Origin of the sequence: Thermoactinomyces sp. CICC 10521, from assembly GCF_016055135.1 — a bacterium.
Taxonomy (GTDB): Bacteria; Bacillota; Bacilli; order Thermoactinomycetales; family Thermoactinomycetaceae; genus Thermoactinomyces_A; species Thermoactinomyces_A daqus.
Map to the genome: position 1 here is coordinate 26,045 of NZ_JAECVZ010000006.1, position 21,213 is coordinate 47,257.

The 21,213-nt window shown below is 50.1% G+C and carries 18 protein-coding genes and 1 other RNA gene; 2 read left to right on the top strand and 17 right to left on the bottom strand.

The genetic code is table 11. From position 1 onward, the window contains the following. Positions 1 to 38 precede the first annotated feature (38 nt). The 4 genes from I8U17_RS06080 to I8U17_RS06095 all read right to left on the bottom strand — a co-directional run bounded on the left by I8U17_RS06080 (position 39) and on the right by I8U17_RS06095 (position 2,725). A complete protein-coding gene (locus I8U17_RS06080) occupies positions 39 to 515 on the bottom strand; it encodes a GNAT family N-acetyltransferase (RefSeq protein WP_232330937.1) in 477 nt (158 codons plus the stop codon). Then, positions 512 to 928: a 2Fe-2S iron-sulfur cluster-binding protein gene (locus I8U17_RS18310; protein ID WP_160173884.1), complete on the bottom strand. Its 417-nt coding sequence runs from the start codon at positions 926 to 928 to the stop codon at positions 512 to 514. Before I8U17_RS18310 ends, I8U17_RS06080 begins: the two co-directional genes overlap by 4 nt. Further along, positions 886 to 1,503, bottom strand: a complete 618-nt coding sequence (locus tag I8U17_RS06090; RefSeq protein WP_198055320.1) for a DedA family protein — start codon at positions 1,501 to 1,503, stop codon at positions 886 to 888. The genes I8U17_RS18310 and I8U17_RS06090 overlap by 43 nt, the downstream gene beginning before the upstream one ends. 157 nt (positions 1,504 to 1,660) lie before the next feature. Then, positions 1,661 to 2,725: a M42 family metallopeptidase gene (locus I8U17_RS06095; protein ID WP_033101711.1), complete on the bottom strand. Its 1,065-nt coding sequence runs from the start codon at positions 2,723 to 2,725 to the stop codon at positions 1,661 to 1,663. A 143-nt stretch (positions 2,726 to 2,868) separates the two neighbouring features. On the opposite strand from I8U17_RS06095, the gene I8U17_RS06100 reads away from it, so the two are divergent. Further along, positions 2,869 to 4,797, top strand: a complete 1,929-nt coding sequence (locus I8U17_RS06100) for a hypothetical protein (protein ID WP_198059168.1) — start codon at positions 2,869 to 2,871, stop codon at positions 4,795 to 4,797. On the opposite strand, the gene I8U17_RS06105 is transcribed toward I8U17_RS06100, so the two are convergent. The 4 genes from I8U17_RS06105 to I8U17_RS06120 all read right to left on the bottom strand — a co-directional run bounded on the left by I8U17_RS06105 (position 4,715) and on the right by I8U17_RS06120 (position 7,481). Further along, positions 4,715 to 5,002 (bottom strand): hypothetical protein, encoded by a 288-nt coding sequence (locus I8U17_RS06105; protein ID WP_152568590.1) that lies wholly within the window; start codon positions 5,000 to 5,002, stop codon positions 4,715 to 4,717. The genes I8U17_RS06100 and I8U17_RS06105 overlap by 83 nt on opposite strands. 154 nt (positions 5,003 to 5,156) lie before the next feature. Beyond that, positions 5,157 to 5,574: RNase P RNA component class A (gene rnpB / locus I8U17_RS06110), an RNA gene on the bottom strand. Positions 5,575 to 5,640: 66 nt separating this feature from the next. After that, positions 5,641 to 6,753, bottom strand: coding sequence for a Nif3-like dinuclear metal center hexameric protein (locus I8U17_RS06115; RefSeq protein ID WP_198059169.1), 1,113 nt, complete (start codon positions 6,751 to 6,753; stop codon positions 5,641 to 5,643). After that, positions 6,729 to 7,481, bottom strand: coding sequence for a tRNA (adenine(22)-N(1))-methyltransferase (locus I8U17_RS06120; RefSeq protein WP_198059170.1), 753 nt, complete (start codon positions 7,479 to 7,481; stop codon positions 6,729 to 6,731). Before I8U17_RS06120 ends, I8U17_RS06115 begins: the two co-directional genes overlap by 25 nt. A gap of 90 nt (positions 7,482 to 7,571) precedes the next feature. Here I8U17_RS06120 and I8U17_RS06125 point away from each other — a divergent pair, with 90 nt between their 5' ends. After that, a complete protein-coding gene (locus I8U17_RS06125; protein ID WP_033101715.1) occupies positions 7,572 to 7,784 on the top strand; it encodes a spore germination protein in 213 nt (70 codons plus the stop codon). A gap of 95 nt (positions 7,785 to 7,879) precedes the next feature. Here the strand turns inward: I8U17_RS06125 and I8U17_RS06130 are convergent, their stop codons facing one another. The 9 genes from I8U17_RS06130 to I8U17_RS06170 all read right to left on the bottom strand — a co-directional run bounded on the left by I8U17_RS06130 (position 7,880) and on the right by I8U17_RS06170 (position 21,204). Next, positions 7,880 to 9,304 (bottom strand): M1 family metallopeptidase, encoded by a 1,425-nt coding sequence (locus tag I8U17_RS06130; RefSeq protein ID WP_198055317.1) that lies wholly within the window; start codon positions 9,302 to 9,304, stop codon positions 7,880 to 7,882. Positions 9,305 to 9,404: 100 nt separating this feature from the next. Further along, positions 9,405 to 10,523 carry a 4-hydroxyphenylpyruvate dioxygenase gene (hppD, locus tag I8U17_RS06135; RefSeq protein ID WP_198059171.1) on the bottom strand — a complete coding sequence of 373 codons (1,119 nt, stop codon included), beginning with the start codon at positions 10,521 to 10,523 and terminating at the stop codon, positions 9,405 to 9,407. 74 nt (positions 10,524 to 10,597) lie between these two features. Then, positions 10,598 to 11,203 carry a GNAT family N-acetyltransferase gene (locus I8U17_RS06140; RefSeq protein ID WP_198055358.1) on the bottom strand — a complete coding sequence of 202 codons (606 nt, stop codon included), beginning with the start codon at positions 11,201 to 11,203 and terminating at the stop codon, positions 10,598 to 10,600. A 138-nt stretch (positions 11,204 to 11,341) separates the two neighbouring features. Beyond that, positions 11,342 to 12,973 carry an AMP-binding protein gene (locus tag I8U17_RS06145; protein WP_198055357.1) on the bottom strand — a complete coding sequence of 544 codons (1,632 nt, stop codon included), beginning with the start codon at positions 12,971 to 12,973 and terminating at the stop codon, positions 11,342 to 11,344. Between the two features lie 55 nt (positions 12,974 to 13,028). Then, entirely contained in the window at positions 13,029 to 14,168 is a 1,140-nt protein-coding gene (locus I8U17_RS06150; protein ID WP_033101717.1) for an acyl-CoA dehydrogenase, read from the bottom strand. A 222-nt stretch (positions 14,169 to 14,390) separates the two neighbouring features. After that, entirely contained in the window at positions 14,391 to 15,512 is a 1,122-nt protein-coding gene (gene rpoD / locus I8U17_RS06155; protein ID WP_033101718.1) for an RNA polymerase sigma factor RpoD, read from the bottom strand. A 30-nt stretch (positions 15,513 to 15,542) separates the two neighbouring features. Then, the gene (gene dnaG, locus I8U17_RS06160; protein WP_198055315.1) at positions 15,543 to 17,381 is read right to left on the bottom strand and encodes a DNA primase; all 1,839 of its coding nucleotides are present in this window, start codon (positions 17,379 to 17,381) and stop codon (positions 15,543 to 15,545) included. A 345-nt stretch (positions 17,382 to 17,726) separates the two neighbouring features. Next, positions 17,727 to 20,390, bottom strand: a complete 2,664-nt coding sequence (ppdK, locus tag I8U17_RS06165; protein ID WP_033101719.1) for a pyruvate, phosphate dikinase — start codon at positions 20,388 to 20,390, stop codon at positions 17,727 to 17,729. Continuing rightward, a complete protein-coding gene (locus tag I8U17_RS06170; RefSeq protein ID WP_033101720.1) occupies positions 20,383 to 21,204 on the bottom strand; it encodes a pyruvate, water dikinase regulatory protein in 822 nt (273 codons plus the stop codon). The genes ppdK and I8U17_RS06170 overlap by 8 nt, the downstream gene beginning before the upstream one ends. Between the last annotated feature and the right edge of the window lie 9 nt (positions 21,205 to 21,213).

Here is a 21,213-nt window from a genome sequence, read left to right on the forward strand (position 1 = left end):
ATGAAATTAACCAAAATACTAAATGTATCGTTTTTATTCTATCCCTTTTTTTCACTTTTCGTCAATTGTTTTCTAAGATATATCAATACAATCCCCTCCGGGGTCAATCGTTCGGCCACCCGGACAAACCCGTGTTTCTCATAACAGCGGATCGCCGGCAGATTGGCTTTCCCTGTCGTCACTCCCCACTCCTTCACCCCGTCTTCCTGCAATACTTTTTTTAACAACGCAGACGCCACCCCGCGGCGAAAATGGGAGGGGGAAACGGCGAGACGGCAAATGCGGATAAAATCACCCGTCCGCTTAAAAGCCAAAAAACCGGCCAATTCCTCTCCTGCAAAAAACCCGAGGAACGTTTCCCCTGATTGCTTGATTGAATCTTTTGTATCCTTTAACGGCGGTAACTCTTCACAGCCGATCATTTTGGCCTCCACCCGGTATGCCGCCTGCTGCACCTGTAAAATTTGTCTGACCTGCTCTTCGCTGCCCAAATGAATTCGCTTAATCAAACTCATTCACTCTTTTCCGAATTGACTGAGATTCGAACGTCCCCGTAAACAAACAATTGACAGGCTAACCGGCCTCCTTGAACCAGCTCTTCATCCCCCAGCCGATAAAGCTCTGAATCGGTATAATCGCTTAGATTCTCCATTCCCTCCTGCACATGGACCCTGCAGGTTCCACAGCGTCCCGTCGTGCATTGGAACGGCAGAGGAATCGACCTGGAGGCCGCCTCCAACAATAAATTGGCCCCGTCATAAACCTCGAATTCATAAGATTGATCTGCCAGTTCAATCTTCACTCTCGGCAATTCTTCCAGCTCCTCTTCCCATGATAAAAAACCATCACCTCTTGTGCGATGATGGCAAACTGCGATCGCCCGGTCTATTTGGTATCCAATCCGTTGCTGTTCTGGCTCTGGTTCCACAGAAACCACCCCAGAAAAATCAGGATGACGGGCAACGCTACAAGAAGAATACGGGCACCATATTTGTGCATCACCTCAAATCCTGTCTCCCAATTGGAGCCAAGGACATGTCCCAATCCGATAAAAGTGGCGCACCAGATGACTGCTCCCGCGTAGGCAAACAGCGAAAAACGGGAAAATGAAAGGCGCGATATCCCGGCAAGATAAGCAGTTACATGACGAACCCCGGGAATGAAATACCCGGCAAACAAAAGCCAGTTTCCGTACTTGCGAAAAAGAACCTGAGTAATGCGCAGACGGCGACGGGTAATAAAGATTTTGCGTCCGTACTTTTTCAAGAACGGGTAACCCAATTGCCGGCCCAGCAGGTAGCTGATCGTGATCCCGGACGCCGAACCGATCAAAGCGCTCAAATAAGTCATATACAGATTTAATTTTCCGATCGATGTCAAATACCCGAGAAAGGTCATTAAGATCTCATCCGGTAAAGGGATTCCCACAATTCCCAGTACCAGGAAAAGAAAGATGGCTATATACCCATACTCCTGCAGCATTATGAATAGCGTTTGTTCCATTGTATAACCCCGTTTTTCCCTTTACGTGCAAACACTTTAAGAATATCATACTTTAACCTTGAGCAAAAGATGCACGAATCCTGCGAGAATATGAGAACGTTGTTTCCGGAACTCCCCTGTCCTGACAAAGGAATCAGGACGGTTATAAGAAACCGCCCTATAGATACTGCGTGATTTCTGCCACTTTCTGCTCGTCAAGCCCTTTCACCGCTTCATGCAGGAGGCGGGCTGCATTTTCCAGATCGGTTTTGCTTACCATGGAGACATGGCTGTGAATATACCTTGCCGCAACTCCAATCACCAGCGAAGGCGTTCCTTTTCCATACAGGTGGAACTGGCCGGCATCGGTTCCGCCTCCTGTCATGATCTCAATCTGATAAGGAATATTGTTTTTCTCGGCCACTTCGACGACATAATTGCGCAGACGAATATTGGGAACCATTGTCGCATCCAAAAAGGTGATCAGCGGGCCTTTCCCCATTTTCGGTTTATTTTCTGTTTCCACTCCCGGTTGGTCTTCGGCAATTCCCACATCAACGGCAAAAGCCAGATCCGGTTTCACCAGGCGCGGAGCCGTCGTCGCTCCTCTGAGTCCCACTTCCTCCTGAACGGTTGCCCCGGCAATCACGGTATTGGGATGTGACTCCATTTTCAGCCGTTCCACCATTTGCAGAGCCAGCCAGCAGCCGGTCCGGTTATCCAGCGCTTTGGCCAAAATCGTATCATTGTCAGGCATGATCTCAAACGGGCAGAGCGGCACAACGGGATCACCGACCCGGATGCCCCACTCCTTTACCTGCTCATCGCTGTGGGCACCGACGTCAATAAACATTTCTTTCATCGGATACACCCTATTGCGCTCTTCCGCTGTTAAAACGTGCGGTGGTTTGGAGCCGATCACGCCTGTAAACACGCGATTTTCAGTCATGATTTGCACGCGTTGCGAAAGCAGCACCTGGCTCCACCAGCCTCCCAACGGCGTAAAGCGAAGGTAGCCCGATTTGGTAATTTCAGAAACCATAAAGCCAACCTCATCCAGATGGGCTGCCACCATGATGCGGGGTTTGCTGCTGGTTCCCTGAATCTCGGCAAATATCCCGCCAAGGCCGTCTGTCATGATATGAACATGATGCTTTTTCATTTCGCGTTCCATGATGGCACGAACTTCGTGCTCGTACCCGGAAACGGCTCTCGCTTCGGTTAATTCTTTCAATAAGTGCATTTTCATCCCCCTTATGGTCTGGCCTTTTTATAAGTTCTGCTCTTTTCATCCTTTTTATAACCCTCTTTTTAACCAGTCCCTTTACATATTTCTGCGGATCGTTTTTCAAACTATCCTTAAAAGCATTTGAGGAGCCCGATGCGATGAAAGCATTTTTTGCTTCACTGATGCTGTTTGTGCTGTTGGGGCAATCCTTGCTTCCGGACTCCACAGGCAACCCGGCCGCCGGGACGCTATGGCAAAAACCGTTATACGGCGATTACGGGGCTGAAATCAGGGAGAAAAAACCGCGGGCGGACGGGCTCTTCCACGTGGACACCCCGCAAATGATCCATCATCTCAAAGATTTAAAGGTGAACACGTATTTTTACTTAGTTTGGCATCAACCTTCCGACTGGGACGATTTGCGCAATGAATTTCTTCCTGCAGCGCAAAAAGCGGGAATCCGTGTCTGGGTCTATCTTGTCCCTCCTTCCGAAACGGCCATTCACTCACCGGAACCGTACGGGAAAGATTACGTGGCCTGGGCGCGTGCAGTCGCCCGTTTATCGCTGCGTTATCCCAATTTGCAGGGAATTGTGATGGACGATTTCAGCGAAAATCTTTCTTTTTTCACACCGGCCGTCCTCAAAGCGATCAAAGATGCGGGAAAAAAGGAAAATCCCTCTTTTCAGTTTCTGCCGCAAATCTACTATCCGTATATCACCGATGGCTTGCTGAAAGCCTACCGCCCTTACTTTGACGGTGTGGTAATGAGCTTTCGCGACGACCAGTTTCGCAACACGCAAAAAATCGACCGCCTGGTTGACCAGATTGACACGATGCAGGCACGAACCCGGAAGGTTGGATTGCCGTTTATTCTCATGCTCTATACAAGCAAGTTGTCAGCCACCCCTGCTAGTCCGTCCGTTTCTTATGTGGAGGGGGCTTTAAAACTGGCGCTTCACCGCCTGAAACTGAGACAAATTCAAGGTGTGGTCACGTATCTGTTGCAAAAGGAATTTACGGCAGAAGACAATGAGAATATTGCTCCCTCAGGAATGGGATATGCCAATCTCTTCGTTCCCACCGGCATGAAAAACCGGAACGAGAACAATGTACAGTGGGTTCAGCGGATCTATCTTCCACCTTCGCCTTCATATGAACTCACCTTTTGGCATATGAGCACTTATCCGGCCTCCGGCAAGCCGATCTCCATCCAAAAACAGCTGTGGATTGATGACTGCCTCGTTTGGAAAAAACCGCTGAATGCCACCCCGTCTGAAAAATGGGTCAAAGAGACGGTTCATCTTACTCCCTACCTGAAAGGAAAGCGAACCGCCCTTCTCTCCCTGCGCCTGTCCGTAAAGGAAAAAGATCAGGCAGACTGGGCCTACGCCGGTTTTGACCACTTGCAGACAAAAGGATTCGTGGTTCAAAATGCCGATTTTGAAGAACGGGATAAGCATTGGACGGTGATGTCCACATCCCGGGGGTTAATCGGCGAAATCTTGATCTATGATCCCGGTCGCCGGTACCGGGTTTACCAAGCGATCAAAACTCATTTGACCGCATTTGATCTTTATCAAACAATGGTCGAATCGACAGACCGACCATTGCTCGCCCGCCAGGCCGACCACCTGTTAAACTGTGTCCTGCTGAAACAGGACCAATCCGCTTTGCAAACACTGGAACAGATGACGCAAAACCTCATTTTTGACAAATCGGTCTCCTTGATGGCAAAGAAACGGCTGATTCAGGAAATTTATCAACTCTATCGCATATTGGATGCGCAATCTCTGGGAAACAAGGCTGTTGACCTTTCTTCGTCAACGGCCTTTTTTGATATCCCATGCACGCCAGAAATCCCCATCAACTCCGACACACACTCCCGAGCCGACCGCCATATCGCGGGTTTTACCAATCATCAAAAATCTTTCGGCGAACATGATCGCACCTCACATTCCCATCCAGGCCATAAAAAACAGACCATGGCAAATCGCGCATGGTCTACATTTCTTCCCGATCGATCACCTGCCTGCGAAAATTGTCGGAGGCATCGGCAATGGCCAGGCGGTTTTCAAGAGTGTTGATCACATTGGCATAATAGGTGGCAGCCTGATCCATATGTCCCATCTCAATCAAGTTTTGGTAAGTATCATAGCTTTCCGCGAGCAAACGAAAGGTTTTGTTGAATTCAGGCTCGTCCATGATCGGCGGGCGATTGTCCCCTTCTTCGTTATAAAACATTTTATATCTCTCAATATACGCATCATACGAAGTAAAATCCGGATTCATCTCACTTCAACCTTTTTTAACATATTTAGGGTTAGTTTTGCTTCTTTCGCCCCAATCTATGCGAAATCCGGACATAAAAAAAGACTGCCGACATTCAGCCAATGCCAGCAGTCACGGATGACGCACAAGCGTCTTTTTGCTCCGAACAAGCGATGAGAAAAGCAAACAATAAGCCGAGTTCTGTTCTCCGGGTGGTCCGGTCGACGGCTTGCTCGTCTTCCACCCATTGGAGTGGCAATCATCTGTCTAGGTCGTACATTGCTGCACGACTCATGCGACCAACCCGAGATCACTGCGGGCCACAGTTGCACATCATGTGCTGATCTCCTATCAGGTCTTGCTCCGGGTGGGGTTTACCTAGCCAGCATGTCTCCATGCTGCTGGTGCGCTCTTACCGCACCGTTGCATCCTTGCCTGTGAGGCAAACAGCCTCCATCGGCGGTCTACATTTCTGTGGCACTAGCCTTAGGGTCGCCCCCACCGGCCGTTAGCCGGCACCCTGCCCTGTGGAGCTCGGACTTTCCTCCCGTGGGACCTTGCGGTACACCACCGGCGATTGCCTTGTTTACTTTTCTCCTGTGCATCTACATATTTTAACAAAGCGAGAAATCAAGCGCAACTGGTAATAAGCGGAAATGCTATCCCCCGATAAAGCGGAAGGGATTGGTGTTGACGCGGGAAGCAAAAACCGAAACGGCCTCGCCCAGTTGCCGTTGCAGGATATGGCGGACCCGGTCGACAACATGATGCTCAACATGATGGCCGACATCCAGCAGATTCAGCCCGATGGCCTCTGCCTCCTGCGCTGTGTGATAATCGATGTCTCCCGTGATGTACACATCGGCGCCCGCCTGTTTCGCTTCGTGAATATACCGTCCCCCTGAACCGCCGAGAATCGCCACCCGACGGACAGGATTGGACCACTCACCCACCGCTTTTAAACCGTCCAGTTGATAGGACTGTTTCACCGTCCGCGCAAAATCAAGCAGTGTTGTTTGTTCCGGCAGTTGGCCGATTCGCCCGAATCCCAGCTTTTTCCCTTTCAGTTCCAATGGATAGAGATCGTAGGCAACCTCCTCATAGGGATGGGCAGCCAGCATGGCCTGAATCACTTGTTCCTGCAGATGATCCGGCAAAATCGTCTCCAGGCGAATTTCTTGCACTTTTTCCAACTCACCCTGTTGCCCGATAAAGGGGGAAGTTCCTTCGCGGGGCATGAATGTACCGGTTCCTTCCACATTAAACGTGCAATGGCTGTATTTGCCGATCCATCCGGCGCCGGCCGCACACACGGCGTCGAGCACCTGTTCATGATGGGAAACCGGAACGGTGACAACCAGCTTTTTCAGTTTTTCCTCACGGTAGGAAATGAGCACGCGAAGATGCTGAAGGCCCAACTTTTCTGCCAAAACAACATTTACCCCTTCGTCGGCGGCATCCAGATTCGTATGGGCCACATAAACATTGATGTCATGTTTAAGCAATTTGGCAAACATTCGTCCGGCGGGTTGATCCGTGCGTACGGCTTTAAGGGGATGGAAGATGACGGCATGATGGGCGATGATCCAATTCGCATTTCTCTGAATCGCTTCATCGACAACCTCTTCATTTACATCGAGCGTAACCAGCACTCCTTTGACCTCTGCTTCCGGATCACCCACCTGCAGCCCGATCCGGTCGTTATCCACGGCCAGGCGCGGTGGTGCATAATGATTCATCGCTTTGATCAATTCGACTCCCCGGATAGACATGTGAACACCTTCCTCCATTGTTCCAGTTCGTCCGCGAGTTTTTTCCTGCGGATGACTGCTTCCTCCGACTTTCCTTTTGCCAACTGCTGATACACCTTTTCTTTGGCTGCAAGCTCTTCTGCAACCTTCCGATGCAACAACGGATGCTTTTCTCTCCACAATACCGGTCCGATCTCCAGCAGCAGGGAAGAAGGCAGACCGCTCCTGCCATAAGCATCCTCTTCCCCCGGTTCGGCGACGATGATCTCATACAAAATTCCGGCCTCTTCCACAATCGTCTCGGCGACAATGCGGAAGTGGTTTTGCCGCAGCCACTCCCGAACCCGGTACGCCCCGATATTCGGTTGCAAGATCAAACGACGGACACGGGTCAGCTTTTCTTTTCCCTCTTCGAGAATGTTCGCGATGAGTGAACCGCCCATGCCGGCAATCACGACCGCATCCACTTCCCCTTCCTCCAGGACCGACAGGCCGTCTCCGAGACGAACCTCGATCACTTCCTCATACCCCATAAGCCGAACACGATTTTTGGCATTTTCAAAGGGTCCCCGGTTGATTTCCCCGACGATGCCCTTTTTCAGCCGCTTTTGTTTCGCCAGATGGAGCAACAGAAAAGCGTGGTCGCCGCCAATGTCCGCCACGCGGATCCGGTCGGGAACAAACTCGGCCAGGGTCTGAAGTCGTTTGGATATTTGCCATCCTGGTATGTAAGATGATGATTCCACCATGGCTAAAGCTCTCTCCTCCTGTTCTCGGCCCTCTTATTATAACATCTTCGCCCGCCGCTGAATAAAATGGCATCCGAAGGAGGGATGAAGATGTCCGTCAACAATATTTTCAACTGCAAAATCAGCAATATGTTTACCACCGCCCGGATTCAGGTGGGCAACTCCCTTCAACTCGCTCCTGAGAACAGATCAAAAACCCTTGGCGGTGCGTCAACGATCGGAGACGGAGGCGTCAATGTAAGCGGAGCCGGCAACGTATCGATCGATCCGGATCTGATCGACCAAGTTTACGCCTGGATTTAAAAAAAGCCGGAAATGATTCCGGCCCGAAAAACAAGAGTCCGACGGGTCTGTCGCAAAGGTCGCTGCGAGTTTCCCCGCGATTGAACATCGGACGCTTATTTATGCTTGAAATACAGCCATTCATCGAAAAAGGGAGTGAGATCTTTTCCGGCCACCTCGTTGGCAACACGGATAAAATCCCGGGTGGTCGCCACTTTAAAACGATATCGTTCATAATAGGTGTGCAGAATATCCATCACCTTTTTCTCGCCGATCTCGTCCATCAGCTGAAACATCATCGCCGCCGGACGAATATAAACCATCATGCCGTAGACGGCGTCAGGATAGTCATATAATCTCTCCACCGAGGTTACCCCGACGACGCGGTGAATTTCATCCGTCCGTTTGGCAGCTTTTTTTAACAGTCCCCGCTCATCCTCTTTCATTTTCTTTTGCATGTAGAGGAATTCCGAAAAAGTGGTCAATCCTTCGTCCAGCCAGGGTTCTTTTACCTGGTTGTTGCCGACAACGCCATACCACCATTGGTGGGCCAACTCATGCACGACCACATTGACAGCCGGCACCTGTCCCGACTCTGCCGGCACTGTCGGAATCGATGTCACCAGACCGGGATACTCCATGCCGGCAATGCCAAACCCCGTCTCCCCGAGAACGATGTCGACCTCATCATAGGGATAGGGGCCAAACCGCTCTCCGTAAAATTTCATCCCCGAAACAGCCGCCTCATGCAGCGGTTTCACCACATTTTCCATCCCTTTGAGGTACCATAAATTCACCTGGATGTTTCCCATTTTCCCGCGCGTCACCCGGTAATCTTTGGTCAAAACCGCCGCAAAATCGCGTACGCGCTCCTGTTTTACCGTAATGGGGGAACGAACCTTCCCATCTGCATTATTCCCGGTGGAGATCACCTGATATCCTTGCGGTAAACGAAACGTGACTTCAAAGTCGGACATTTGCGTGTAAAAAGGATCGCCGACGGTTGTATACGGCTCTGTATGCCAACCGTCCTGATCCCTGACCGACAGCATCGGATACCACTGCGCCAGAAAAGCAGTCTGTTTAAAGGTATTTAACCTTGTTCCTCCGCGGGGCAGATTCAAAAGAAAATCCATTTCGATCCGCGCACTCTTTCCCTTCGTCAGCGGTGTCGGCAAAGGAATCCGCATGATAATCCCGCTGATTTTTTCCTTTACCGGTTTGCCGTCGACGCGCACATTGGAAATATCGATGTAACCCGGTTTTTGCGGTTTTGCTTCCCGACCGTATTTCCAGTCGCGAAACACATTGGGATAAAGGTGAAAAAAGGCTTCCGTCTGTGCTCTTGTTCCCTGTGCGGGCAGGATCAGCTCCATATGCGCCTTTACTTCATCCTTTTGCGGTACATACGTCGCATCAATCCGGTATTGCGGCCGTTGTCCTTCCGCCGCAGGGGCAGCAAACATCTTCCCTCTCATGCCAAACAGGAGTGGGAATATCAACACCAAACAAACGCCGATAGAAAAAAAGCGGCTTTTCATCTGTCCGTCACCTCGAATCCAAAGTCAATTCCCGTTTAGGATGACCGATTCTCCCAAAAAATATGACAGACGAAAAAACCGCTTCGCTGATTCACCTGTCTTACAAGTTTCCCCGGCGAGCCTGTTCGCGTTCGATCGCTTCAAACAAAGCCTTAAAGTTTCCATCACCGAAGCCACGCGCGCCTTTGCGCTGGATAATCTCGAAGAACAGCGTCGGCCGATCCACGATCGGTTTGGTGAAGATCTGGAGCAAGTAACCTTCATCATCCCGGTCCACCAAAATGTGCAGACGTTTTAAATCTTCGATGCTTTCATCAATTTCGCCCACCCGGTCAAGCAGTGTTTCATAATACGTATCCGGTGTGTAAAGGAATTCGACCCCATTTTCTTTCAGAGATTCCACGGTGGCGACAATATCCTCGGTGATGAGAGCAATATGCTGAACTCCTGCACCGTGATAAAAGTCCAGAAACTCCTGGATCTGAGATTTTCGTTTCCCCTCTGCCGGCTCGTTGATCGGAAACTTGATCCGGCCTGTGCCATTTTGCATGACTTTTGACATGAGCGCCGAATATTCAGTGCTGATATCTTCATCATCAAAATGGATCAATTGTTTAAAGCCCATCACCTTTTCATAATACGAAACCCATTCTTCCATCTTCTCCACGTTGCCGACCACATGATCGACGCCGATAATGCCGACGGAACGAACGGGCAGGTTGAGTTCTCCCGGCACGAATCCCGGTGCGAACAGCCCGTTGTAGTTTTTTCGCTCAACCAGGGTATGCACCGTGTCCCCATATGTTCCGATCACCGCTTTCTTCACGATTCCATGTTCATCTTGTTCGGCATAAGGCTTCCTGATGGCGATCGCTCCCCGTTTGATCGCCTCGGTGAAAGCGGTTTCGGCATCCTCGACGCGAAGGGCAATATCCTTTACTCCATCCCCGTGTTTTTGCACAAACCGCGCAATCTCATGATCCGGCTGATATGATCCGCTGACCAGGATGCGCACGTTCCCCTGTTCAAGCAGATACGAAACTTTTTCCCGATTGCCGGTTTCCAGGCCACTGTACGCCACCGGGCGAAAGCCATAAGTTTGGCAGAAAAAGTAAGCAGCCTGCTTGGCATTTCCGGTGTAATATTCCAAATAGTCAATGTCATAGATCGGGAAAAAATCAGTTTGCAACTCTTCGGGAAGTTGGAATGATTTGCTCATGACAGAATATTCCCCCTTTTTCGAAATAGTTTCCTAACTCAAGAATATCGTGCAGCCCAAAACGACGCAAGCATCTACAGTGCTGCGCCGTCGCTTTTACGTAATGAAAGGCTGTGAAAATCTTCAGGAATCATGGAATAAATGCAGGTGTTTCGCAAACGAAGATCAGCCGACAACTGGTCATTGCGAAGCACGCCTTCCAATGTATAACCCAGCCGTTCAGCCACTTTGCGACTCCTCACATTTCGCTGGTCGCAACGAATTTCAATCCGGTTCGCCTTCAATATTTCAAAGGCAAACACGGTTAAACCCCGGACCGCTTCCGTGATATACCCTTTTCCCATCATTTTTTTCCGGCACCAATATCCAATCTCGAACTTGCGGATTCTCCAATCGATTCTGTGCAATCCGCTGCTGCCGACAAAGAGATTGCTTCCTTTTTCAAACAGATGGAAACGAAGATCGCTCCGCTCGAGAAACTGGCAGTAAGCCTGGCGGATATTCGCTTCCATCTCCACCTGATCCAGCGGTTTCTGTGCCCAATCCATCCATGGTTTCAGCAACTCCAACGTCTCGGTGGCAGCTTCATATACCAACGCTCCGTCACCAGGCAAGGGGCATCGGATCACAAGCCTTTCCGTTTCAAAGGAGTGCGGAAAATTCATCAAAATGGGCGGCAATGGTTTCATGACTGAAAGATCTCCATTTCCTTAAGATTTTTCTATCCAAATTTTACAGGACTCTTCCAAAAAAACAAACCGATTCCGTTTAAGGAAATCGGTTTGTAACCGTCATGCTTCCGTTTCGCCTGCGCCAGCCTAACTTTCCTGACGGTTGATCATAAACTGCTCCCGTAATTTGTATTTTTGAATTTTCCCGCTTGCCGTCATCGGATAGGAATCGACAAAAATCACATGCTCGGGAATTTTGTATTTGGCGATCTTGCCGGTACAAAATTGCCGGATCTCCTCTTCCGAACAATCGGTCCCTTCTTTTTTGCGAACAAAAGCGACGGGAATCTCTCCGTATTTTTCATCGGGGACGCCAACGATCTGGACATCCAGCACTTTGGGGTGCGTGTACAAAAATTCCTCAATTTCCCGAGGGTAGATATTTTCCCCGCCGCGGATGATCATATCCTTGAGCCGTCCGGTAATCCGATAGTAGCCCTCTTCCGTCCGTATCGCCAGATCCCCCGTATGCAGCCAGCCCTCTTCATCAATCACCTCTTCTGTCTCGCGCGGCATTTTGTAATACCCTTTCATCACGTGATAGCCCCTTGTGCATAATTCCCCCTGCTGTCCGTCTCCGAGCAGCTCGCCCGTTTGGGGATCAACGATTTTCACTTCAACATGGGGCAGCGGCTTCCCAACAGTTGTCACCCGCATCTCCAGCGCATCATCGGTTCTCGTCTGCGTGATCACCGGAGAAGATTCTGTCTGCCCGTAGGCGATGGTCAATTCCCGGATTCCCATCTCTTCGGTCACTTTCCGCATCACTTCAATCGGACAGTTGGACCCGGCCATGATTCCCGTCCGAAGCGTACTGAAATCGGTCCGGGAAAAGCGCGGGTGATTCAATTCGGAGATAAACATGGTCGGAACACCGTGAAGAGCAGTGCATCGCTCTTTTTCCACCGTTTCCAGCACCTTGCCGGCATCAAAGGTAACGAGGGGAATCATGGTTGCGCCAACACTGACACAGGCAAGGGTACCCAACACACAGCCGAAACAATGGAAAAAGGGGACAGGGATGCACATGCGGTCCGCCTGCGTCAGCCTCATGCATTCAGCGATATTGCGGGCGTTGTTCACGATATTCCGGTGGGTCAGCATCACCCCTTTGGGAAAGCCGGTTGTGCCTGAGGTATATTGCATATTGATCACATCGTCGGGGGACAGCGATGCTTCTCTTCGCATCAGTTCTTCATCATCCAGCTCCGCACCCATCTCGATCAGGTCCCGCCAGATGAAAGTACCCGGATAACGTTTGTCACCCAGCAGGATGACATTTTTCAGATGCGGCAGCCGCTTCGCTTTCAATCTTCCCGGTTGCGAGTGGATCAGCTCGGGGCAAATCTGGTAGAGCATGTCGATAAAGCGCGTCCCGTGCACCTGTTCTTCCAAAATTAATGTTTCCGTATCTGATTGCCTTAACAAATACTCCAGTTCACGTACCCGGTAATGCGTATTGACCGTAATCATCACCGTGCCGATTTTCGCTGTTGCAAATTGTGTGATCAGCCATTCCGGTTGATTGGTCGCCCAAATGGAAAGATGATGCCCTTTTTTCAGGCCGAGTTTCATCAGCCCTTTGGCTGTTCGGTTTACCTGATTTTGGAACTTGCGGTAGGTCCAGCGAAGATTTTTTTCCGGATATACCACGGCCTCCTCTTCTCCGAATTTGTGGACCTGCTCAGCCAACAGCCCGCCAACTGTGAGATCCAACAATTCCGCCACTCGCCGCCGCCCCCTTTTTTCTGTGAAAATTTTTTGCTATTCCCTGTTAACAGCCGATCTCCCGCGCGATGATGTTGCGCTGTATCTCCGATGTCCCTTCCCCGATTTCCGTCAATTTGGCATCACGGAAGAAGCGCTCCACTTTATAATCGCGCATATAGCCCCAACCGCCGAGAATCTGCACCGCCTGTGTCGTCACCCACATCGCCGTCTCGGAAGCAAACAGTTTGCACATCGAGGCTTCTTTGGTAAATTTGCGCCCCTGATCCTTCAGCCAGGCGGCTTTATACACATAAGTCCTCGCCAATTCGATTTTCATATGCATATCGGCCAATTTATGGGCAACTGCCTGAAATTTGGAGATGGATTGGCCAAATTGAGTCCGTTCTTTGGCATATTGAAGAGCCAGTTCATAGGCTCCCTGGGCGATTCCCACAGCCATCGCCCCGATTCCGATTCGCCCTCCGTCGAGCGTGATCAAAAACTGTTTAAACCCTCTGCCGATTTCGCCCAGGCGATTTTCATCGGGAACCCGTACGTTTTCCAGAACCAGCTCCGTGGTATTGGAACTGTGAAGCCCCAATTTTTCATAATTATCAATCACCCGGAATCCCGGTTGGTCCGTTGAAACGATAAAAGAAGTGATTTCCCTTTTGCCTTGCGAGTTTCCCGTCACTGCGGTCAGGGCCAAGAAATCAGCGTAACTCGCATTGGTGATAAAGCATTTGGAACCGTTAATAATCCATTCATTGCCTTCTTTCACCGCACGTGTTTTGGTACCGCCTGCATCCGAACCGGCATTCGGCTCCGTCAGACCAAATGCCCCCAGTGTCTTCCCCTCACACAACGGAACCAGGTATTTCTGTTTCTGCTCCTCCGTGCCAAACAGGTAGAGCGGGGCACAACCGAGAGAAATATGGGCGGAATAGGTGATCCCAGTCGAAGCGCAAACCCGGCTCAGTTCTTCCACGGCAATCGCAAAGCTGACCGTATCCGCACCGGCCCCGCCATATTCTTCCGGAAAGGGCAATCCCATCAGCTTCAATTCGCCCATTTTCTCGAATATCTCTTTTGGAAATCGCTTGGTCCGATCCCGCTCATCCGCTCCGGGAGCAACTTCTCCTTCGGCAAAATCACGCATCAAGTTGCGAATCATCTTTTGTTCGCTCGTCAGTTCATAGTTCACAGCACTCCACTCCTCCCAGATGTATGACAGCGCTTTCATTTTCATTATAGGTTGACTTGTTTTATTACTTCAAGAATTTTTAAAAGTCAGTCGGATGCCTGCCAAATTCAACAAAAATTGTCCGAAACTTATTTGCATTGGGGATTGAAAAGGGATAAAATTTAATCAACAAAAAACAAAAAAGCACCCAATCCGTGTGGGTGCCCAGTTTGCGGGAGAGAGTTATTCAAGGAAATCTTTAAGCCGTTTGCTGCGACTCGGGTGGCGCAGTTTCCGTAAAGCCTTGGCTTCAATCTGGCGAATCCGTTCCCGTGTAACACCAAAAACTTTTCCTACCTCTTCGAGAGTCCGGGTACGTCCGTCATCCAGCCCGAAACGCAGGCGCAAGACGTTTTCTTCCCGTTCCGAGAGAGTGTCCAGCACTTCTTTCAACTGCTCTTTCAGCAGTTCGTAAGCTGCGGCATCCGCAGGAGCTTGTGCATCGTCATCCGGAATGAAATCCCCCAGGTGAGAGTCGTCCTCTTCACCGATCGGCGTTTCCAGAGAAACAGGCTCTTGGGCGATTTTCATGATCTCACGCACTTTTTCCGGGCTGAGCCCCATCTCTTCCGCAATTTCTTCGGGAGACGGCTCTCGTCCCAACTCCTGAAGCAACTGCCTGGAAACACGTATCAATTTATTGATGGTTTCCACCATATGAACGGGAATCCGAATCGTCCTGGCCTGATCGGCAATGGCGCGGGTGATCGCCTGGCGAATCCACCAGGTTGCGTATGTGCTGAATTTGTATCCTTTGCGGTAATCGAACTTCTCAACGGCTTTGATCAAACCCATATTGCCCTCCTGAATCAAATCCAGGAACAACATGCCACGCCCGACATAGCGTTTGGCGATGCTGACAACCAGGCGCAGGTTTGCCTCAGCCAGCCTTCTCTTCGCTTCTTCATCCCCCTGTTCGATCCGTTTGGCCAACTCCACTTCTTCTTCCGCCGTCAACAGGGGAACACGGCCGATCTCTTTCAGGTACATCCGAACGGGGTCATTGATTTTAACCCCCGGGGGAGGGGTCAAATCCTCTTCCAGATAATCCTCGGCTTCTACGTCGACATCATCCGCATCTTCAAACTCATCGTCGTTGTCCTCGTTAATCACTTCAATTCCCTGATCGCTCAGATGTTCAAAAAACTCATCGATATGCTGGGAATCCTGCTCAAATGGAGCCATTTTTTCCATAATCAGCTTATATGTGAGAACCCCTTGTTTTTTCCCAAGTTCGACCAGTTGCTCTTTCACTTGGTCCAGAGTTAATTCCAACTCGGTATCCACATTTTGTTCCTTTGCCAAATTCGTCTTCCTCCTTTCTGATGAACTCGCTTACTTCATCCGCATTTGCAACTGCTTTCTGAGCTGCAAAATTTCCAAGGACAACTGGGCGGCTTTGACGGGTTCATCAGCACGCGATAATTGTTCAACCATTTTCTCTTTTTCTTCGATCTCTTTAAGAAGAGGAGCCATTTTCACATGCCGGACATAATCCAGAAGCGCATCCTCCGCAATCTCCTCCGGTAACTCGAGCATAGCCAGTTCGCTCGCTTTTGAAGACAGGCTCTCATCCTCGAGAGAACTTATAAAACGGCCAGGGTTTTCGGGATTTCCTTGGTCATAATAAGCATATAGATAAGCAGCCAGCGCTGCGTAAATTTCATTATAAAAGTCTGCTCCCAAATGATTTTTCACCCATTCGGTAACAGATTTGCTTCGGATCATATGGGCTATAAGAAACATCTCGGATTTTTCGGCAACCGATGCCGGACCACCACTACCGAGCAAATGTTTGCTAACCTCTCGATACCCATTATTCCACTTGGTTCCCTCTTTATCCCTTCTGGCCTCTCTCTTTTTTCGCGTTCGCGCCTTTCTTCTCTCTTCCTTCAGGGCCTCCAGCGACAGCTGAAACTCTTCGGACAAACGGCGCAGGTAGTGATCCTGTTCGATGGCCAGCGGCAGTTCGGCAATCGCATCAATAGCTTCAGCCAAATACTTCATCCGCTGGTCTTCGTCCTTAAGATCATAATTTTTCTTTAGACTTTCCAGTTTAAACGCAGTTAATGACAACGAGGCAGCCAAGATTTCCTCTTTAAAGGCTGTACCCCCAAATTGCCTGATGTAATCATCGGGATCAAGTCCGACAGGCATCTGCGCCACCTTGACGGTCACTTCACTCCCTTTCAGCACATCAAGACCGCGTACCGCGGCATTCTGTCCCGCGTTGTCCGCGTCATAGCAGATATAAACCGTATCGGTGTTTCGCTTGATCAAGCGCGCATGGGCATCGGTCAATGATGTCCCCAGGGTGGCTACGGTGTTGCAAATCCCCGCCTGCCAAGCAGTAATGACATCCATATACCCTTCAAACAAAAGGACAGACGCTTCTTTTCTCATGTGAGAACGTGAACGATGAAGATTAAATAAATGATTCCTTTTATGAAATAACGGTGACTCCGGACTGTTTAAGTATTTTGGACGTCCATCACCAAGCAGGCGACCGCCAAACGCGATCACTTTTCCCTGCGAATCGTGGATGGGAAACATGATCCGGTCACGGAAGAGATCAAAATACCTTTTCTTCGATCCTTTGTCCCGTGAGGTGATTAACCCTGCTTTTTCGAGCAGTTCTTCATGAAACCCTCTTTTTTTAAGAAATGGAAGAAGAAATTGATAAGAAGGAGGTGCATACCCGAGCTGAAACTCGGCAATTGCTTCCGGAGAGACATTTCGCCGGCGCAAATATTGTCTTGCTGCTTTTCCATACTCGGTTGCCACCAAGATGTGATGATAAAGCTTCGCTGCCAAGTCCAAGGCTTTGCGCATCTGCTGGCGTTCATCCTCTTCCGGATCACCAGGATCGGCGTCCGTATCCGGTATGTGAATGCCGGCTTGATCTGCCAAATGCCTGATCGCTTCGGCAAATGTGAGCTGTTCAATCTCCATAATAAATTTTATGCAATCCCCGCCCGCTCCACAGCCAAAACAATAAAAAATCTGCTTGTCCGGCGAAACTGAAAAGGAAGGGGATTTTTCGGAATGAAACGGACATAATCCAAAATAATTTCTTCCGCTTTTTTTGAGCTGAACATATTGTTGGACGAGATCGACAATATCAAAATGCTGCCTCACTTGGTCAATCAATTCGTCAGGGATTCTTCCTCCCATAAAAACCACTGCTTTCTACCCCAGACCATGGTATGACTCCTGATCAAACTCTTCCAGAAACGCGGAACGAATGTTATCATTCGCCACCATTCGGCAAAGTCCTTCCGATTTTTTCGCTCCCGCCACTGGTAATATATAGATATTAAAGTTCGTTCATTTCCTTATCCTCCTATTCTACAAAAAAATAGCTTCTCCTTCTGTTAACCTTTTTTTACAATAGAAGAAAACGAAAAAAATGTCGAGCCTGCCCAGTATGTTTTCTTAACAATTTATCTTACTTCGATCAAAGAATTATTTCAATAAAAAATGCCCAGGATCTGGCTGGGCATTTTAAGGGAATCTCTGTCAATTTTTTTGTTTTTGTTCCTTTTTAACGGATATTGCCGCTTGTGCTGCTGCCAACCGCGCGAGCGGCACCCGGAACGGCGAACAGCTCACATACTGAAGGCCGGCTTCATGGCAAAATTGAATGGAGTTTTTCTCCCCGCCGTGTTCCCCGCAAATGCCGACTTTCAATTCCGGTTTGACCGAACGCCCTTTTTCCACGCCCAGGCGGACCAACTGGCCGACGCCTTTCCGATCCAGCGTGACAAAAGGATTATCCGCCAGAATTTTATTTTCCACATACCCGTGCAAAAATTTCCCTTCCGCATCATCACGGCTGAAGCCAAATGTCGTCTGGGTCAGATCGTTGGTGCCGAACGAGAAGAAATCGGCTTCCGTTGCGATCTCATCCGCTGTCAGCGCAGCACGCGGCACTTCGATCATCGTCCCGACGGAATAGGAAATCGCTTCTCCCTCTTTTACCGTTTCCGCCGCCACGCGTTCGACCAGCTCCCGCATCCGTTTTAATTCGTTCACATGCCCGACGAGCGGAATCATGATTTCCGGCATCACGTTAATTCCTTCCCTCCGACATTCGTCGGCGGCGAGGAATATTGCCTTTACCTGCATTTCGTAGATTTCCGGATGAGTGAGCCCCAAACGGCATCCGCGGTGACCGAGCATCGGATTAAATTCGCTGAGCGCCCGAACTTTTTTCAGCAATTTTTCCTTTTCAAGGTATTCTTCTTCCTTGTCTCTGCCTTGCATTTGCATTTTGGTCAGTTCAACGATCAATTCCTCACTGTTCGGCAAAAATTCATGCAACGGGGGATCAAGCAACCGGATTGTTACCGGCAAACCGTCCATTTCGCGAAAGATTCCTTTAAAATCTTCTTTCTGCATGGGAAGCAGTTTGGCAAGTGCCCGCTCCCTTTCGGCAAACGTCTCCGCCAAAATCATTTCCTGGACGATCGGAACCCGTTCCGCCTCCATGAACATGTGCTCCGTCCGGCACAAACCGATTCCTTCCGCACCCAGCTGCCGCGCTTTCCCTGCGTCGACAGGATTGTCCGCATTGGCTCTCACGCCCAGAACGCGCCGCTCATCAGCCCAATTTAACAACTCCCGGAATTCGGCGGACAACTCCGGATCGATCAGCGGAACTTCTCCCCGAATCACCTGTCCCGTGCTTCCATCGATGGAAATGAAATCGCCTTCCTTGAGCCGAATTTCCCCGAGCACTGCTTCTTTCAGGCGCAGGTCGATTTTTAATTGTTCCAATCCGCAAACACAGGCTTTCCCCATGCCACGGGCAACCACGGCAGCATGGCTGGTCATTCCACCCCGTGTCGTCAGAATTCCCTGAGCCGCCAAAATCCCGTGAATATCTTCCGGCGTCGTTTCCGGACGAACCAGGATCACCTTTTCCCCTTTACCTGCCAACTGCTCTGCCTGATCCGCGTCAAATACGATTTTTCCGGAAGCCGCACCGGGGGAAGCGGGAAGCCCCTTCGCCAGCACCTCCTTGGGCGCATTGGGATCAATCCGGCGGTGCAACATTTGATCCAGTTGTTCCGGTGCGATGCGGAGAAGCGCTTCATCCCGGTCGATAATCCCCTCATACGCCAGATCGACGGCGATTTTCACCGCAGCCTGCGCTGTGCGCTTTCCGGCCCTGGTTTGCAGAATATACAGTTTTCCCCGCTCAATGGTAAATTCGATGTCCTGCATGTCCTGATAATATCGCTCCAGTTCCTGGCAGATCCTCTTCAGTTCTTGATCAATCTCCGGCATTTTCTCCTGCAAAACGCGGATGGGCTGGGGTGTGCGAATTCCCGCCACGACATCTTCTCCCTGGGCGTTAAGCAAAAACTCGCCGTAAAGCTCCCGGTCCCCGGAAGAAGGATTTCGTGTAAAGGCCACACCAGTTCCCGAATCCTCTCCCATATTGCCGAACACCATCATCTGAACGTTGACGGCGGTTCCCAGCGTATCCGGAATCCTGTTCATTTTGCGATAAACCTTTGCCCGGGCATTATTCCATGATTTAAATACGGCCTCGGCAGCCTGACGCAACTGCTCCATCGGATCTTCCGGAAAGCGCTTTCCCGTTTGCCGTAAAATCAGCTGTTTAAATCGGGACGTCACTTCTTTCCAGTCGGCCGCCTCCAATTCCGTATCATATTGAACTTTGGCTTTCTCTTTCCGCTCATTGATGATCTTTTCAAACAGATAATGGGGAATCTCCAGCACGACATCTCCAAACATCTGAATAAAGCGGCGGTAACAATCGTAAGCGAAGCGGGGATTACCGGTGGCACTCGACAGCCCTTCGACGGTACGGTCGTTCAGCCCCAGGTTTAAAATCGTATCCATCATCCCGGGCATGGAGAATTTTGCCCCCGAGCGAACGGAAACGAGCAACGGTGAATCAGGATCCCCAAATCTTTTTCCGCTCTCCTTCTCCAGGTGTTGCAAGGCTTCCTTCACTTGCTCCCACAAACCGTCCGGCAACATTCCCCCGTTGTTCATATAGAAGCGACAGGCGTCTGTTGTAATGGTAAACCCGGGAGGAACCGGGAGGCCGGCCCGGGTCATCTCCGCCAGATTGGCCCCTTTTCCTCCCAGTAAATCCTTCATGCCCGCATTTCCTTCATGAAAATGAACCACCCATTTCTCACGCATGCCTGTTTCCTCCTCTTTTTAAGATATCCAGGATGATATTCGCCGTTTCCTCAACCGCTTTATTGGAAACATCGATCATCGGGCAACCCAGACGGCGGATCACCTTTTCGGAATACTCCAGTTCATACAAAATCCGCTCCATGCTGGCATAATTGGCGCCGGAGGCGAGCCCGAGCGCTTTCAGCCGTTCGCGGCGAATATTATTGAGCTGGTTCGGATCGATCGTTAACCCGATCAGGCGGTGAACAGGCACACGATACAACTCCTCCGGCGGTTCAACCTCGGGAACCAAGGGCACATTGGCTACTTTGTATCGTTTATGCGCCAAATACATCGACAGCGGCGTCTTTGATGTACGTGATACCCCCACCAGCACAACATCGGCACTTAAAAGTCCCCTCGGGTCTTTTCCGTCATCATATTTCACGGCAAACTCAATCGCTTCAACCTTGCGGAAATACTCTTCGTCCAATTTATGAATCAAGCCCGGTTCCATTTTCGGGGTAAGCTGGTACAAACGGGACATTCCCTCCAGCATCGGGCCCATAATATCGACATAGATCACCTGCTTGCGCTCCGCCTCTTCAATCAGCAGCTGACGCAGCTCATGAATAACCAAGGTAAAGGCGATCATCGCATGTTCTTCTTTTGCTGCCTGTACTGTCTCGATAATCGTTTCGCGATCAGTGGCATAGGGGACACGGCGAATTTCAATGTCACCGCAACTAAACTGGCTGGAAGCAGCTTTTACAACAAGTTCAGCCGTCTCCCCGACCGAATCGGAGATGACGTAAACAATGGGTTGATTGTTCATGAAAATGGG